This is a genomic window from Streptomyces sp. AM25 (genome assembly GCF_058146165.1).
In genome coordinates, this window is sequence record NZ_JBKIWN010000012.1 from 176571 (window position 1) to 190329 (window position 13759).

Here is a 13759-nt window from a genome sequence, read left to right on the forward strand (position 1 = left end):
GGTGGCCGAAAACGGAGCTGTGGGCCGTCGTGACGGGTACGACAGTGGACTCTCGTGCCCGGCGGTGGTGTTTCCGCATTTCGGAGAGGACGGCGAATGACGTCGAGCGAGTCGCACCCTTCCCGGCCCGTCCTGATCAACGACGTGCGGGTCTTCGACGGCGTGCACGACGAAGTGAGCGATACGCGCTCGGTGTACATCGCGGACGGGCGGATCGCCGCCGAGGGGGAGCCCCCGGCGCCGGAGGCCAGGGTCGTCGACGGCGGCGGGCGCGTGCTGATGCCCGGTCTCAGTGATGCGCATGTGCACGTGTTCATGGCGGGGAGCACGGAGGAGGAGATCCTCCACGCCCCCACGGGGACGGCCTACTACAACGCGCTGGCCGAGGCCGAGCGCATGCTCCTGCGCGGTTTCACCACCGTCCGCGACATGGGCGGGCCCGTGACCGCCCTCCGCCGGGCCGTCGACTCGGGTCGCTTCCCGGGGCCGAGGATCTACGCGAGCGAGGGGATGGTCTCCCAGACCTCCGGGCACGGCGACTTCTCCCACATCCACGACGCGGCGCGGGAGTTCGGCGGCCCGCAAGCGCGGATCGAGGCGGCGGGGTGCGTGCGGGTGGCCGACGGGCGCGACCGTGTCCTGGCCGCCGTGCGCGAGCAGCTCAAGAGGGGCGCGAGCCAGATCAAGGTGTATGCGGGCGGCGGGGTGTGCTCCAGGCACGACCCCCTGGACACCCAGCAGTTCACGCTCGACGAGCTCCGGGCGGCCGTCGAGGCGGCATCCGACTGGGGCACGTACGCGGCCGCGCACGTCTACAATTCCGCGGGCATCCGGCGTTCGGTCGAGGCCGGGATCGTGTCGGTCGAGCACGGGCACCTCGCGAGCGAGGAGACCGTGGCGATGCTCGCGAGGAAGGGGGTGTGGCTGAGCACCCAGCCGTGGCTGGAGAGCGACCACCACTACCCCGACCCCGACAGGGCGGAGAAGAACCACCAGGTCTGCGAGGGCGTGAAGCGGATCTACGCGTGGGCGCGCACGTACGGGGTGAAACTCGCCTTCGGCACCGACCTCTTCCTCAGCCCGGGCGAGACCCACCGGCAGATCGAGATGTTCGTCCGCCTGTCCACCCACTTCGGGTTCAGGCCGGTGGAGGCGTTGCGCATGGCGACATCCGGCAATGCGGAGCTGTTCCGGCTGAGCGGTGAACGGGACCCGTACAAGGAGGCGCGGCTGGGGGTGATCGAGCCGGGTGCGTGGGCGGATCTGCTGCTGGTCGACGGGGATCCGACGCAGGACCTGAGCCTGCTGGCCGATCCCGGCAAGAACCTCGCCCTCATCATGAAGGGCGGCCGCATTCACAAGGACCGACTCGGCTGAGGCGGCGGGCGCCCAGCCACACGCCCGGATCCTCCGTCGTGCGGCTGCGGCCCGGCGCAGTGATGCCGCCCCGGGGCTACTGCTGGGTGTAGGTGAGGGGGCCGGTGAGGGTGATGTCCGTGCCCTTGCTGTCCAGGATGCCGATCAGCTTGCCGTTGGTCTTCCCGTTGTAGGGGGTGTACGAGTAGCACGTCTGCGCAGGCGGCCAGTTGTCGCACTTCCACTCGGGCTGGACCCAGATCGCCGCGCGCTCGCCGCCGTTGCCGGTAAGCTGGAACGTGGTGCAGTAACCGGACTGGACGTTGGGGACCCAGACCTGCCGGTCGATGAGGTGCACCGAGACCGCGAGGGGCCCGAACTCCCCCGGGCCGGACTTGTTGCACAGCTTGAGCTGGTGAGGGGTGACGGCGTACGCCTGGCTGCTGCCGACAAGGCAGGCCGCCGCGGCGGTGGCGCCGAGGACCGCGAGCGTGCGTGCGGTCTGCCGCTTGAAGGCGGTGAAGTTCATGATGCTCCTCGTGCGTGCCCGGTGGGCTGTGCGGCCCACCGGGCGATGGATGCGCTCAAGTGCGCAGAACCACCCTCACGTTCCGGTGTTGCCGGAACGTTGACGCACGGTTGGCGGTGCTGTGACGGGCGTCAGGAGCGGGCGCTGCGCGCCGTCGCGCGGCGGTCGAGGAGCTGCTGGTCGTAGAGACTGTCGGGCAGCATGTGCTTGCCGTCGGACTCGATCTGTCCGTCACTGCCGTTCATGAGGGTGCCGGTGCAGCCGATGGCCCAGTTGTGGGCGGTCGGGGGCTCCTGGGCCATGTACTGCTGGGTGGTGCAGTTGTAGGCGGTGCTGTTGGCGTCGGACCAGCCGTGGCCGCTGCCGCGGCTGCCGTTGTTGACGAGCAGCAGCGAGCCGTCGAGCGTCACGTCGTCGTAGAGGGTGCCGCTGCCCCAGCGCTCGTGGCCGCCCGCGTCGTAGGTCTGGTCCACCAGGGTCGCCTTGCAGCGGGAGAAGACGTTGGGGCCGGACTGGCGGCCGTAGGTGGAGAAGGCGTGGATCTTGGACGCGGTGACGGCGCAGTCCTGGACCAGGTTCTGCTGCCCCTGCAGGAGGTAGGCCTCCGAACGGGCCGAGGAGTCGGTGGTGTTGAAGTCCAGGGCCTGGGTGTGCAGGACGGAGATGCGCCGGCTCTGCGGGCCGAGTGCGGTCTGGCCGCTGCCGCCGAAGTGGCGCCAGGTGACGCCGGTGATCCAGGAGTCCTGGACGGCGTTGAACTCCCACGGGGCGGCGTTGTAGAAGGACTTGGCGTAGTCGGGGTCGCCGCTCATGGCCTGGCCGTCCAGGCCCAGGTTCTCCACGCCGACGTGGTCGATGCGCGGGAAGGTGTACTTGTAGACCGTCGCCTGCGTGTACTGCTTCTCCAGCGCCGTGGTCAGGGGGATGTCGAGGGTGACCTTGTCGCCGTGGACGGCGGTGACCTTCCGCTCGGAGCGCAGGCTCCAGTTGGGCTTCCACGCGTCGGTCATGCCGAGGGCGTCGATCCACGCCTGGGTGGTCGGCCGCTCCACGACGACCTCGTCGCCGACGTTGAGTCCGGCGGTGCTGCCCAGCGTCAGGGTCGTGCCGCCGACGGGCACGTAGTCGTCCGTCACCTGCTGCGGGGTGCCGACGGGGGTGTAGCGCGCCGTGTTCCCGATGGTCAGCAGGGTGCGCACCGAGGGCTGGTCGGCGACGAGCACGGTGGAGCCGGTGCCCGACCCGCGCAGGACGACGCCGCTCGCGGTGATGTGCAGCTGCCCGGCGATGTGGTACTGCCCCGGCGAGAGCTGGACGGCGCCCCGCATCCCGTCGGAGCCCTGCGGCAGCGCGGCCACCTTGTCGATCGCCGCCTGGACGGTGGCGGTCGCATCCCCCGTGCCCGGGGCCGGGACGGTCGCCTTGACGGTCGCCTTCGGCAGCGACGCGCCGCCGCCCTCGTACCCGGCGTAGGAGTAGTCGGGGATCCGGTTGCCCTGCGCGTCCTGCCCGTAGGCCAGGTGACCGTTCTTCAGGCTCAGCCACGAACCGCCCGTGGGGCCGGATGCCGTTGCGCGGCCCTGGCCCGCGGGGGCCTTGCCGTTCGTGCCGGCCGTGGCCGCCGTCGCGTGGGGCTGGGCCAGGCCGAGGCCCAGGCCACCGGCCAGTGCTGCCGTCGCCACGAGGGTCGAGATGGCGTGGCGCCGCGATATGCGAACTCTGTCCCGAGTCACGGGACACCTCCTTGCTGTCCGTACCGGCCGGTGAGTGGGCTCGCCGACCGCGAGGAGGCTTGCAGACGAGGGGTGGAGAAAGGTTGCCAAAAGATTGACGGCAGGGGGCGGGAGCCGTGCGCCGCTCCCGCGTGCCGACGGTCCACGGTTTGGCGGGACGGCTTACGTCGGGTAACTTGCGTCAGCATTTTGTCTTGTGGGTGGATTCCGAGGGGTACGTGATGGCGGAGGCAGAAGGCGCCGCCTTGAGGTTCGCGGTGCTCGGCCCGGTGCGCGCCTGGCGCGGGGAGAGCACGCTGGACCTCGGCAGCCCCCAGCAGCAGGCCGTGCTCGCCGCGTTGCTGCTCCACCACGGCCGCCCGGTCGGGCGTGACGAGCTGCTGTACGCGGTGTGGGGCGAGGACCTGCCCGCCTCGGCGGTGGGCACGCTGCGCTCGTACGTCTCCCGGCTGCGCCGCAGCCTGCGGCCGGCGAGCGAGACGAGCGGGCCCGGCCCGCTGGTCCCGCTCGCCGGGGGCTACGCCCTGGAAGCAGATCCCGGTGTCCTCGACGCCGACGTCCTGGAGGACATGCTCGCCGCAGCCGGACGGGCCCGGTCGGCCGGGGAACACCGGCGGGCCGGCGAGCTCCTCGTCCGGGCGCTGGACCTCCCGCAGGGCACCCCGCTGGCCGGGGTGCCGGGCCCGTTCGCCGAGCGCGAGCGCGACCGGCTCGCCGAGACGCTGCTGGCCGCCGAGCAGCAGCTGGCGGAGACCAGGCTGGAACTCGGGCGTCACACCGAGGCGGTTCCCATCCTGGCCGGACTGGTCAGGCAGCACCCGCTGCGGGAGCGGCTGACGGAGCTGCTGATGCTCGCGCTGTACCGGTCCGGCCGCCAGGGCGAGGCGCTCGGCGCGTTCCTGGACACCCAGCGGCACCTGGACGGCGAACTCGGCGTCGCACCCGGCCCGGAACTCCAGTCGCTCTACGAGCGGATCCTGCACGCCGACCCCGACCTGACGGCCCCTGCCCAGGACCCGGCCCCGGATGCCCAGCCGGCCGTCACCGCAGCCGCCGCACCCCCGTCCGCCTACCTCGCCCCCCACCTGCTGCCGCAGCCACCGGCCGGCTTCGTCGCCCGGCCCGAGGAACGGCAGCGGCTCGACGAGGCGTGCGCCGGCGACGGGACGCGGGCACCGCGCGTGCTCGTCGTCGCCGGGGCGGCCGGGAGCGGCAAGACCTCGCTGGTCGTCCACTGGGCGCACGGGGCGGCCGAGCGGTTCCCCGACGGCCGGCTCTACGCCGACCTGCAGGGCTTCGACCCCCGGGGCCCTGCCGACCCCGCCGGGATCCTGCACGCCTTCCTGCGCGCCATGGGCGTACCGGACGACGAGATCCCGGCGTCGGCCGAGGCGCGCTCCAGGCTCTTCCGCGACCTCGTGCGCGACCGCCGCCTGCTCGTCGTCCTCGACAATGCCCGGTGCGCCGACGACATCACCCCCTTCCTCTCCGACGGCGATACCACGCACACCGTCGTCTGCAGCCGGCACGCCCTGGACGGACTGGTCCTGGGCGGGAACGCGGCGTACCTGCCGGTCGGCGTCTTCACCGCCACCGCCGCCCACGAACTCCTGCGCCTGCGGCTGGGCGACGAACGCACGCTGCAGGACCCCAAGGCGGCACGCCGCCTGGTCGAACTGTGCGACTTCCTGCCCCTCGCGCTGAGCATCGCCCTCGCCCGGCTGGTCATGCACCCGCAGTGGTCGGTCGCCGACCTCGTCGCCGAACTGGAGGACGAGCAGGCACGCCTGGGCGCCCTGGGCCTGTCCGGCGACCGCAGCGTTCAGCGTGAACTGGGCCTGAGCAGACGCCACTTGCCGCCGTCGGCCGCCCGGCTGCTGCCGCTGCTCGCCCTCCACCCCGGCCCCGGGATCGACGGCCTGACCGCCGCCGCCCTCCTCGACGAGTCACCGGCCGCCGGCCGGCAGGCCCTGGCGGACCTGGCCGCACTGCACCTGCTCACCGAATCCCGGCCCGGCCGCTACCAGGCACACGACCTCGTGCGCCTCTACTGCGGCCGACTCGCCGAGGAGGAACTGCCGCCGGGGGACCGCGAGCGGGCCACGCAGCGCCTCGCCGACTACTACCTCGCCGCGACCGCCACCGCCGCCGCCGTGATCTTCGGGGACGACCGCACCCCCTTCCCTCCCGTGGCCGGAGTGCCCCGGGCCCTGCCCCGGCTCGCGGACACCCGTGACGCACTGCGCTGGTGGGGCCCCGAGGCCCCGGTGATCCGCAAGCTCATCGACACCTGCGCCGCGTCCCACGACCACGAGCGCGCCTGGCGGCTGGCCCACAACGCCGCGAGCTACTACGCCTGCACCGACATCGGTGCCTGGCTGGACTGCGCCACCCTCGGCCTGCGCGCCGCCGCACACCTGCAGGACCCGGTCGCATCGGCCCGGGCCCACACCACGATGGGCATCGTCCTCGGCCAGCTCCACCGCCCCCAGGAGGCCTTGCCGCACCTGGAACGCGCGCTCCAGCTGTTCCCGCCGGGCGACCGCCATTGCACCATCGCCATGGGCATGCTCGCCGGCATCCACTACGACCTGGGCCGTGCCGACCTGGGACGGCAGCGCTTCGCCGAGGCCCTCGAAGCGGCCCGCGCCGCCGACGCCTTCCTGGAGGCGTTCGTCCTGCACCGCATGTGCATGGCGGACATGGCCGTCAGCCCGCCCGAGGAACTGCTGCACCGCGCCCGCCACGCGCGACGGCTCCTGGCGGACCGGCCGTCGGGCCAGATAGCCCTGGGCACGCTGGGCTTCGAGGCCCACGCCCTGGACCGGCTCGACCGCACCGCGGAGGCCGAGACCACCTGGCGCCACCTCATCGAACTCAGCGCCGACGCCGGCGACGACCACCTCCACGGCCTCGCCCAGGCCCAGTTCGCCGCATTCCTCGACAGCCACGGCCGCCCCGCGGAAGCCGCCGCCCACCTCGACACCGCAATCGCCTTGTACCGCAGGCGGGATGACGGCCGTGCCGTGGCCGCGCTCACCCGCCGGCTCATCACCCTCGGGCCGACGGGGCAGATCCTCGCTGCCGGGTGAGGCGGGTGTGGCCCGAACGTCTGCGCGGCCTCACATCCGGGACCTGAGCACGTCGACCTCGCAGCCCGGCGCGGACGGGTCGAAGCCGTGCTCGGCCAGCCAGCGAACCGCCCGCAGACTGCGCAACGACCACCACCCACGGATCACGTCGAGGTCGACATCGGTGCCGTATCCGGCGACGACGTTGCCGAGGTGCTCCTCGTGTCCGAGCGTCAAGGTGGCGAGGTCGTACAGGGCATCACCCCGGCCCGCTTCGGACCAGTCGATGATGCCGGTGATCTCGTCGCCGTCGGCGAAGACGTGGGCGATCTGCAGGTCGCCGTGTGTGAACGCCGGAGTCCACGGCCGGAGCGCGGCCTCGGCGACCTCGCGGTTGCGGGTGACCAGGCCGACGGGCAGGACGCCGTTCGTCACGAGCCACTCGCACTTGGCGTCGAGATCCGCCGCCAACTCGTCGATACCCCGGCCGGGCCAGGGCGGCAACGGCGCGTCGTGCAGCTTCCGGAGGGCGGCACCCGCTGCGCCCCACGCCGCCGGCGACGCGGCCGACGGCTCGCCGAGGCGGCCGAGTGCGGTCCCGGGGACCGCGGCGAGTGCGAGCACGGGCGGTTTGCGCCACAGGACTTCCGGGGTCGGGACCGGTGCCAGGGCCATCGCCTCGACCTCGACGTCCATGCGCGCCTGATCGGCGTCCACCTTCAGGAACACGTCGCCGACGCGCAGGGTCGCGCGCTCGGAGTGGGCGACGACGACCTCGACTTCGTCCATGGCGGTCAGTATTGCGGGACGACTGTCGACGTCGCCGGGTTTATCGCGTGCGCTCGCCCCGGCCGGGTAGGGGGACGAGGAGACGATGCGCAGTGAGGAAACAACGGGGAAAGGGAGCAGCCGTCATGACGTTGCCGTGGCGTGAGGACGAGCAGTGGCGCCGTCGGTACCCGCAGGCCGGGCCCGACTGGACGCAGGGGATGCCGCAGGGGCAGACGGAGCCGTTGACCCCCATGGGGCGGGTCGAGCAGTACGGACGGATGGGGAGCGCGCTGCGCGGTGGTTACGTGGCCCCGTGGCAGCGGAAGGTGATCTGGGGGTTCGTCATCGGCGCGGTCGTCATAGCCGCGGTGGCCGTCCTCCTGGTGCTGTTCGGCTGAGCGGCGTCAGCGCCGCCCCACGTGCGTCACCGGGCGCACCCGCATGCCGGACCAGGTGGCGTCCAGGGAGATGAGCATGACCCCGGTGACCCCGTGACCCGCGAGGTGTTCCTGGAGGATGTCCCGGTTGAGGTCGGTGCCCGCCTTGGTGCCGCCCTTGCGGTACGCGACCCAGAACAGTCCGTCGAGGGGGACGGTGGCCAGCGCGTCCTTCAGTGACGCTTCGAGCGCGGCGGCGTCGGGTACGAAGAGCACGGTGAGGTCCGGCTGCCGGTCGGCCGCGCCCGTGGCATCCGCGGCCGATGCCGCCGTGGCGCCCGCGGGAAGCGGGCCCGGGCTCCAGTCCCGGGGCGCCCCGATCAGCAGGAGGGCCGAGCCCTCTTTCACGCCCAGCTTCTCTGCGGTCGTTTTGGCCATGCCTGCATCGTAGGGACGGCACTGCGTGCCTCACTGTTCCGCCACCGGGTACGGCACGAACGTGCTGCTGTTCTCGTCGATGGCAAGGGGGCGTCCCAGGGGCGGTACGGCCCGCTGCGGGCAGTCGAGGCGTTCGCAGATGCGGCAGCCCATGCCGATGGGCGTGGCGGCCGCGGCGTTGGCGAGGTCGAGACCGTCGGAGTAGACGAGCCGGCCGGCGTGGCGGACCTCGCAGCCCAGGCCGATGGCGAAGGTCTTGCCGGGCTCGCCCCAGCCGCCGCGCTGCCGGGTCACGGTGCGCGCGGTCCACAAGTAGCGCTGCCCGTCGGGCATGGCGGCGATCTGCACCTGGATGCGGCCGGGTGCGGCGAAGGCCTCGTAGACGTTCCACAGCGGGCAGGTGCCGCCGGCGCGGGAGAAGTGGAAGCCGGTCGCGGACTGCCGTTTGGACATGTTGCCGGCGCGGTCGACGCGGACGAAGGAGAACGGCACCCCGCGCAGCCGGGGGCGTTGCAGGGTGCTCAGGCGGTGGCAGACGGTCTCGTAGCCCACGCCGAAGTGGTCGGTGAGCCGCTCGATGTCGTACCGCATCTCCTCGGCCGCCGTGTGGAAGGCGCGATAGGGCAGGATCAGTGCGGCGGCCACGTAGTTGGCGATGCCGATCCTCGCGAGCGACCAGGTCGTGGACTGCTCGGCGTAGTCCTCCGCGGCGAGCGCCGACAGTTCGTCCGCGAATTCCAGCAGGGCCAGCTGCGTGGCCATCCGGAAGGCCCGCTGGCCGGGGCGCAGCCGGTCGGCGAGGTGCAGGGTGCGGTGCGCCGGGTCGTAGTGGTGCAACCGGCCGGAGCCCGCGGCAAGTTGCACAGCGTGACGGCCGGTGAGCCGTGCCGACAGGGCCGTCAGGACCCCGCCGGGGCGGATGCCGAGGTCCGCGGCCAGGCGTTCGGCGGCGAGGTCGAGGTCGTGGAGGTAGTTCTGGCGGCGGTAGAAGAACTCGCGGATCTCCTCGTGGGGCGTGCGCGGTGCGCTCGGCGCGCCGGCCCCGTCCCGGCCGTCCGCGGCCTCGGCCAGCCGCTCGTTCAGGGCCTGGTTGCGGCGTCCGAGGTCGAGCAGGACGGCGGCGACCGCCGGCAGCCGGGAGGCGAGTTCGGACAGGTCCGCGGGGGAGACACGGGCGGCGGTGATCTCGTCGGCGAGGGCTTCGCGCAGGTCGGCGAGGACGCGGGTGGTGTCGAGTTCGGAGAAGAAGGCGGGGTCCACGCCGAACGCCTCCGTCAGCCGCAGCAGGACGGGGACGGTCAGCGGGCGGGAGTCGTGCTCCATCTGGTTGAGGTAACTGGGCGATATCGCCAGGATCCTGGCGAACTCGGCCTGGCTGAAGCGGCGTTCCTCGCGCAGCCTCCGCAGCCGCGCTCCCGCGTACGTCTTGCTCACGATCGTGAGTGTAGACGTGTGACCCCTGGTACCGGACCTTCGCAAGCTTGGCAAAAGACGGGCCGAAGATTCGCAACAGTTGGCAGGGAGCCACGGTTGAAGGCACTGCGTGCCACTGCCAGGGTCGTACTGAAGCAAGCGCACGTGTTCTTCGCAGAGTTGACAGCGACGGGAGTCGAGCATGACGCAGGCACAGACACAGGCAGCAGAAGCGCTCACCCGGCGGTGGGCGACCGACCCCCGCTGGACGGGCGTCGAGCGCACCCACAGCGCGCAGGACGTGATCCGGCTGTCCGGCACCGTCCGCGAGGAGCACACCCTGGCACGCCGCGGCGCCGAGCGCCTGTGGCGGCAACTGCACGACAGCGACTACCTCCACGCGCTCGGCGCGCTCACCGGCGGCCAGGCCGTGCAGATGGTCAGGGCCGGACTCCAGGCGATCTACCTCTCCGGCTGGCAGGTCGCCGCCGACGCCAACCAGGCCGGGCACACCTACCCCGACCAGAGCCTGTACCCCGCCAACTCGGTGCCGCAGGTGGTCCGCCGCATCAACAACGCACTCCTGCGCGCCGACCAGATAGCCACCGCCGAGGGCGGCACCGACACCACCGACTGGCTCGCCCCCATCGTCGCGGACGCCGAGGCCGGCTTCGGCGGCCCGCTGAACGCCTTCGAGCTCACCAAGGCGATGATCGCGGCCGGCGCCGCCGGCATCCACTACGAGGACCAGCTGGCCTCGGAGAAGAAGTGCGGCCACCTGGGCGGCAAGGTCCTCGTCCCCACCGCCCAGCACATCCGCACCCTCAACGCCGCCCGCCTGGCCGCCGACATCGCCGACGTGCCCACCCTGATCGTGGCCCGCACCGACGCACTCGCCGCCACACTGCTCACCAGCGACGTCGACGAGCGCGACGCCCGCTTCTGCACCGGCGGGCGCACCGCCGAAGGCTTCCACCGCGTCGAGAACGGCATGGCCCCGGCCATCGCCCGCGGCCTCGCCTACGCCCCCTACGCGGACCTGCTGTGGATGGAGACCGGCACCCCCGACCTGGCCCAGGCCCGCGAGTTCGCCGAGGCCGTCCACGCCGAGTACCCCGAGCAGATGCTCGCCTACAACTGCTCGCCGTCCTTCAACTGGAAGGCATCCCTCGACGACGACCAGATCGCCAAGTTCCAGCGCGAGCTGGCCGCGATGGGCTACCGCTTCCAGTTCATCACCCTGGCCGGCTTCCACTCCCTCAACCACGCCATGTTCGACCTCGCCCGCGGCTACGCCGAGCACGGCATGACCGCCTATGTCGACCTGCAGGAGCGCGAGTTCGCCGCGCAGCAGGACGGCTTCACCGCCGTCAGGCACCAACGCGAGGTCGGCGCGGGCTACTTCGACCTCGTCACCACGGCCGTCAACCCCGCCTCCTCCACCACGGCGATGACGGGTTCCACCGAGGAAGAGCAGTTCCACTAGGAAGGCCGACCAGGAAGCCGACGGAGACCCCGCATGCCCACCACCACCGCACCGACCCGCCCCGTCCGTGTCCTCGGCACGCCCGGCAACCGTCACGACGAGATCCTCACCCCCGAGGCACTGGACTTCATCGCCCGCCTGGACGAAGCCTTCGCCGGCCGGCGCCGCGACCTCTTCAAGGAGCGCCGCCGCCGCGCCCTGCTCCTCGCCTCGGGGGCCGCACTCGACTTCTCTCCCGCCACCTCCTCCGTCCGCAAGGACCCCGGCTGGCGCGTGGCGCCCCCCGCGCCCGGCCTCACCGACCGCCGGGTGGAGATCACCGGCCCGCCCGAGCGGCGCATGACCGTCAACGCCCTCAACTCCGGGGCCCGGGTGTGGATGGCCGACTTCGAGGACGCCACCTCGCCCACCTGGGAGAACATCATCGGCGGGCAGCTGAACCTGCTCGACGCCGTCGAGCGGCGCATCGACTTCACCACACCCGAGGGCAAGGACTACCGGCTGGGGGAGCGGCTCGCGACCATCGTGGTCCGCCCCCGCGGCTGGCACCTCGCCGAGGAACACCTGCGTATCGACGGACGCCCCGTGGCCGCCGCCCTCGTGGACTTCGGCCTGTACTTCTTCCACTGCGCCCGGCGCCAGATCGACGCCGGACACGGCCCGTACTTCTACCTCCCCAAGCTGGAGAACCGCTACGAGGCCCGCCTGTGGAACGACGTCTTCGTCCTCGCCCAGGACCTGCTCGGCATCCCCCGCGGAACCGTCCGCGCCACCGTCCTGATCGAGACGGTCACCGCCGCCTTCGAGATGGAGGAGATCCTCTTCGAACTCCGCGACCACAGCGCCGGGCTCAACGCCGGCCGCTGGGACTACCTGTTCAGCATCGTCAAGAACTTCGCCCACCGCCCCGACTTCGTCCTCCCGGACCGGGCGAAGGTCACCATGACGGCCCCCTTCCTGCGGTCCTACACCGAACTGCTCGTACGCACCTGCCACAAGCGCGGCGCCCATGCGATCGGCGGGATGGCGGCGCACGTCCCCGGCCGGGACGCCGCGGCCGACGAAGCCGCGCACGCACGGGTGCGGCTCGACAAGGAGCGCGAGGCGGAAGACGGCTTCGACGGCTCCTGGGTCGCTCACCCCGGCCTCGTCCCCGTCTGCCGCGAGGTCTTCGACGGGGTACTCGGCGACCGCCCGCACCAGATGGACCGCACGCGCGACGACGTCGACGTCGACGTCAGCGCCGCCGACCTTCTCGCCGTCCGCCGCACCAGCGGCCCGCCGACCCCCGACGGGATCCGCGCGAACGTCGCCGTCGCCCTGCGCTACGTCGAGGCCTGGCTGCGCGGCAGCGGAGCCGTCGCCCTGTACGGGCTGATGGAGGACGCGGCCACCGCCGAGATCGCCCGCTGCCAGATCTGGCAGTGGATACGCCACGGCGCCGTCGACCGCGACACCGTGCGCGCCCACCTCGACGCGGAGGCCGCGGCCCTGGTCGCGGAACGCCCCTACGCCCTGGTCGAGCAGGCCTGCGACATCGTCGAACGGACGGCCCTGGCCAAGGAACTCCCGGCGTTCTTCACCGTCGACGCCTACGACCGGTACCTCGTCCGCAACCGGGAGGCGCAGCCATGACCACGCACATCAGGCGTATCACGCGCGTCGGCGTCGTCGGCGGCGGGCAGATGGGAGCCGGCATCGCCGAGGTCTGCGCCCGGGCCGGACTCGACACCGTGGTCTGCGAGACGGACGCCACCGCCGCGCGCGCCGCCCGCGACCGGGTGGCGGGTTCCCTGGAACGGGCAGTCGAGCGCGGCAAGTCGGACCGCGCCGATGCCGAGGACGCTCTGGGCCGGCTCGTCTTCACCGGCAGTCTGGACGACCTCGCCGACCGGCAGTTCGTCATCGAGGCCGTGATCGAGCATGCGGAGGTCAAGACCGAGGTCTTCGAGGCCCTCGACAAGATCGTCGAAGATCCGGAGGCGATCCTCGCCACCAACACCTCCTCCCTGCCCGTCATGCGGCTCGGCAGGGCCACCCAGCGCTCAGACCGCGTCGTGGGGCTGCACTTCTTCAACCCGGTGCCCGTCCTGCCCCTGGTGGAGGTCGTCACCTCCCTGCACACCTCGTCCGCCACCGCGACCGCCGTCGAGGAGTTCGCCACCCGCACACTGGGCAGAACGGTCATCCGCTCCCGGGACCGGGCCGGGTTCGTCGTCAACGCCCTCCTCATCCCGTACCTCCTGTCCGCCATCCGCATGGCCGAGTCCGGCTTCGCCACCGCCACGGACATCGACACGGGGATGGAGCTGGGCTGCGCCCACCCGATGGGACCGCTCAGGCTCGCTGATCTCATCGGCCTCGACACGGTCGCCTCCATCGCGGAGTCGCTGTACGCGGAGTTCAAGGAGCCGCTGTATGCGCCGCCGCCGTTGCTGATGCGGATGGTGGAGGCCGGGTTGCTCGGGCGCAAGGCGGGGCGGGGGTTCCACCGGTACGGGGTGGGCTGAGCGGTTCTGGTGGCTGCGGGTCGGCTGTGGCTGGTCGCGCAGTTCCCCGCGCCCCTTTCGGGGCGCCCCGAAAGG

Annotated in this window: 11 protein-coding genes; 6 read left to right on the forward strand and 5 right to left on the reverse strand. The window is 72.1% G+C overall.

The window, feature by feature from the left end; translation table 11 throughout:
* The first annotated feature begins 96 nt into the window (after nucleotides 1-96).
* Complete coding sequence (locus ACLHRZ_RS18190; protein WP_490419500.1) at nucleotides 97-1377, forward strand: metal-dependent hydrolase family protein; 1281 nt, start codon at nucleotides 97-99, stop codon at nucleotides 1375-1377.
* A 76-nt stretch (nucleotides 1378-1453) separates the two neighbouring features.
* On the opposite strand, the gene ACLHRZ_RS18195 is transcribed toward ACLHRZ_RS18190, so the two are convergent.
* A complete protein-coding gene (locus ACLHRZ_RS18195) occupies nucleotides 1454-1885 on the reverse strand; it encodes a hypothetical protein (RefSeq protein WP_490419501.1) in 432 nt (143 codons plus the stop codon).
* A gap of 131 nt (nucleotides 1886-2016) precedes the next feature.
* Nucleotides 2017-3618, reverse strand: a complete 1602-nt coding sequence (locus ACLHRZ_RS18200; RefSeq protein ID WP_490419502.1) for a peptidoglycan-binding protein — start codon at nucleotides 3616-3618, stop codon at nucleotides 2017-2019.
* A 221-nt stretch (nucleotides 3619-3839) separates the two neighbouring features.
* On the opposite strand from ACLHRZ_RS18200, the gene ACLHRZ_RS18205 reads away from it, so the two are divergent.
* Nucleotides 3840-6710 carry an AfsR/SARP family transcriptional regulator gene (locus ACLHRZ_RS18205; RefSeq protein WP_490419503.1) on the forward strand — a complete coding sequence of 957 codons (2871 nt, stop codon included), beginning with the start codon at nucleotides 3840-3842 and terminating at the stop codon, nucleotides 6708-6710.
* A gap of 30 nt (nucleotides 6711-6740) precedes the next feature.
* On the opposite strand, the gene ACLHRZ_RS18210 is transcribed toward ACLHRZ_RS18205, so the two are convergent.
* Nucleotides 6741-7478 (reverse strand): phosphotransferase family protein, encoded by a 738-nt coding sequence (locus ACLHRZ_RS18210; protein ID WP_490419504.1) that lies wholly within the window; start codon nucleotides 7476-7478, stop codon nucleotides 6741-6743.
* Nucleotides 7479-7603: 125 nt separating this feature from the next.
* Between ACLHRZ_RS18210 and ACLHRZ_RS18215 the strand changes: the two genes are divergently transcribed.
* Nucleotides 7604-7858 carry a hypothetical protein gene (locus tag ACLHRZ_RS18215; protein WP_490419505.1) on the forward strand — a complete coding sequence of 85 codons (255 nt, stop codon included), beginning with the start codon at nucleotides 7604-7606 and terminating at the stop codon, nucleotides 7856-7858.
* Between the two features lie 6 nt (nucleotides 7859-7864).
* Here ACLHRZ_RS18215 and ACLHRZ_RS18220 read toward each other — a convergent pair whose 3' ends face one another.
* Both ACLHRZ_RS18220 and ACLHRZ_RS18225 read right to left on the reverse strand, forming a co-directional pair.
* Nucleotides 7865-8275, reverse strand: a complete 411-nt coding sequence (locus tag ACLHRZ_RS18220) for a hypothetical protein (protein WP_490419506.1) — start codon at nucleotides 8273-8275, stop codon at nucleotides 7865-7867.
* 30 nt (nucleotides 8276-8305) lie between these two features.
* Complete coding sequence (locus tag ACLHRZ_RS18225; RefSeq protein WP_490419507.1) at nucleotides 8306-9709, reverse strand: short-chain fatty acyl-CoA regulator family protein; 1404 nt, start codon at nucleotides 9707-9709, stop codon at nucleotides 8306-8308.
* Between the two features lie 181 nt (nucleotides 9710-9890).
* Here ACLHRZ_RS18225 and aceA point away from each other — a divergent pair, with 181 nt between their 5' ends.
* From aceA to ACLHRZ_RS18240, 3 genes are read left to right on the forward strand one after another with little or no spacing between them, the layout of a single operon-like run.
* Nucleotides 9891-11174 carry an isocitrate lyase gene (gene aceA / locus ACLHRZ_RS18230; protein ID WP_490419508.1) on the forward strand — a complete coding sequence of 428 codons (1284 nt, stop codon included), beginning with the start codon at nucleotides 9891-9893 and terminating at the stop codon, nucleotides 11172-11174.
* Between the two features lie 33 nt (nucleotides 11175-11207).
* Nucleotides 11208-12809, forward strand: coding sequence for a malate synthase A (gene aceB / locus ACLHRZ_RS18235; RefSeq protein ID WP_490419509.1), 1602 nt, complete (start codon nucleotides 11208-11210; stop codon nucleotides 12807-12809).
* On the forward strand, nucleotides 12806-13684 hold the full coding sequence (locus tag ACLHRZ_RS18240) for a 3-hydroxybutyryl-CoA dehydrogenase (protein ID WP_490419510.1): 879 nt from the start codon (nucleotides 12806-12808) through the stop codon (nucleotides 13682-13684). The genes aceB and ACLHRZ_RS18240 overlap by 4 nt, the downstream gene beginning before the upstream one ends.
* Nucleotides 13685-13759 lie beyond the last annotated feature (75 nt).

Coding starts and splice junctions, on each gene's coding strand:
- aceA (WP_490419508.1), top strand. CDS start 9,891: ATGACGCAGGCACAGACACAGGCAGCAGAAGCGCTCACCCGGCGGTGG.
- ACLHRZ_RS18210 (WP_490419504.1), bottom strand. CDS start 7,478: ATGGACGAAGTCGAGGTCGTCGTCGCCCACTCCGAGCGCGCGACCCTG.
- ACLHRZ_RS18190 (WP_490419500.1), top strand. CDS start 97: ATGACGTCGAGCGAGTCGCACCCTTCCCGGCCCGTCCTGATCAACGAC.
- ACLHRZ_RS18215 (WP_490419505.1), top strand. CDS start 7,604: ATGACGTTGCCGTGGCGTGAGGACGAGCAGTGGCGCCGTCGGTACCCG.
- aceB (WP_490419509.1), top strand. CDS start 11,208: ATGCCCACCACCACCGCACCGACCCGCCCCGTCCGTGTCCTCGGCACG.
- ACLHRZ_RS18240 (WP_490419510.1), top strand. CDS start 12,806: ATGACCACGCACATCAGGCGTATCACGCGCGTCGGCGTCGTCGGCGGC.
- ACLHRZ_RS18205 (WP_490419503.1), top strand. CDS start 3,840: ATGGCGGAGGCAGAAGGCGCCGCCTTGAGGTTCGCGGTGCTCGGCCCG.
- ACLHRZ_RS18220 (WP_490419506.1), bottom strand. CDS start 8,275: ATGGCCAAAACGACCGCAGAGAAGCTGGGCGTGAAAGAGGGCTCGGCC.
- ACLHRZ_RS18195 (WP_490419501.1), bottom strand. CDS start 1,885: ATGAACTTCACCGCCTTCAAGCGGCAGACCGCACGCACGCTCGCGGTC.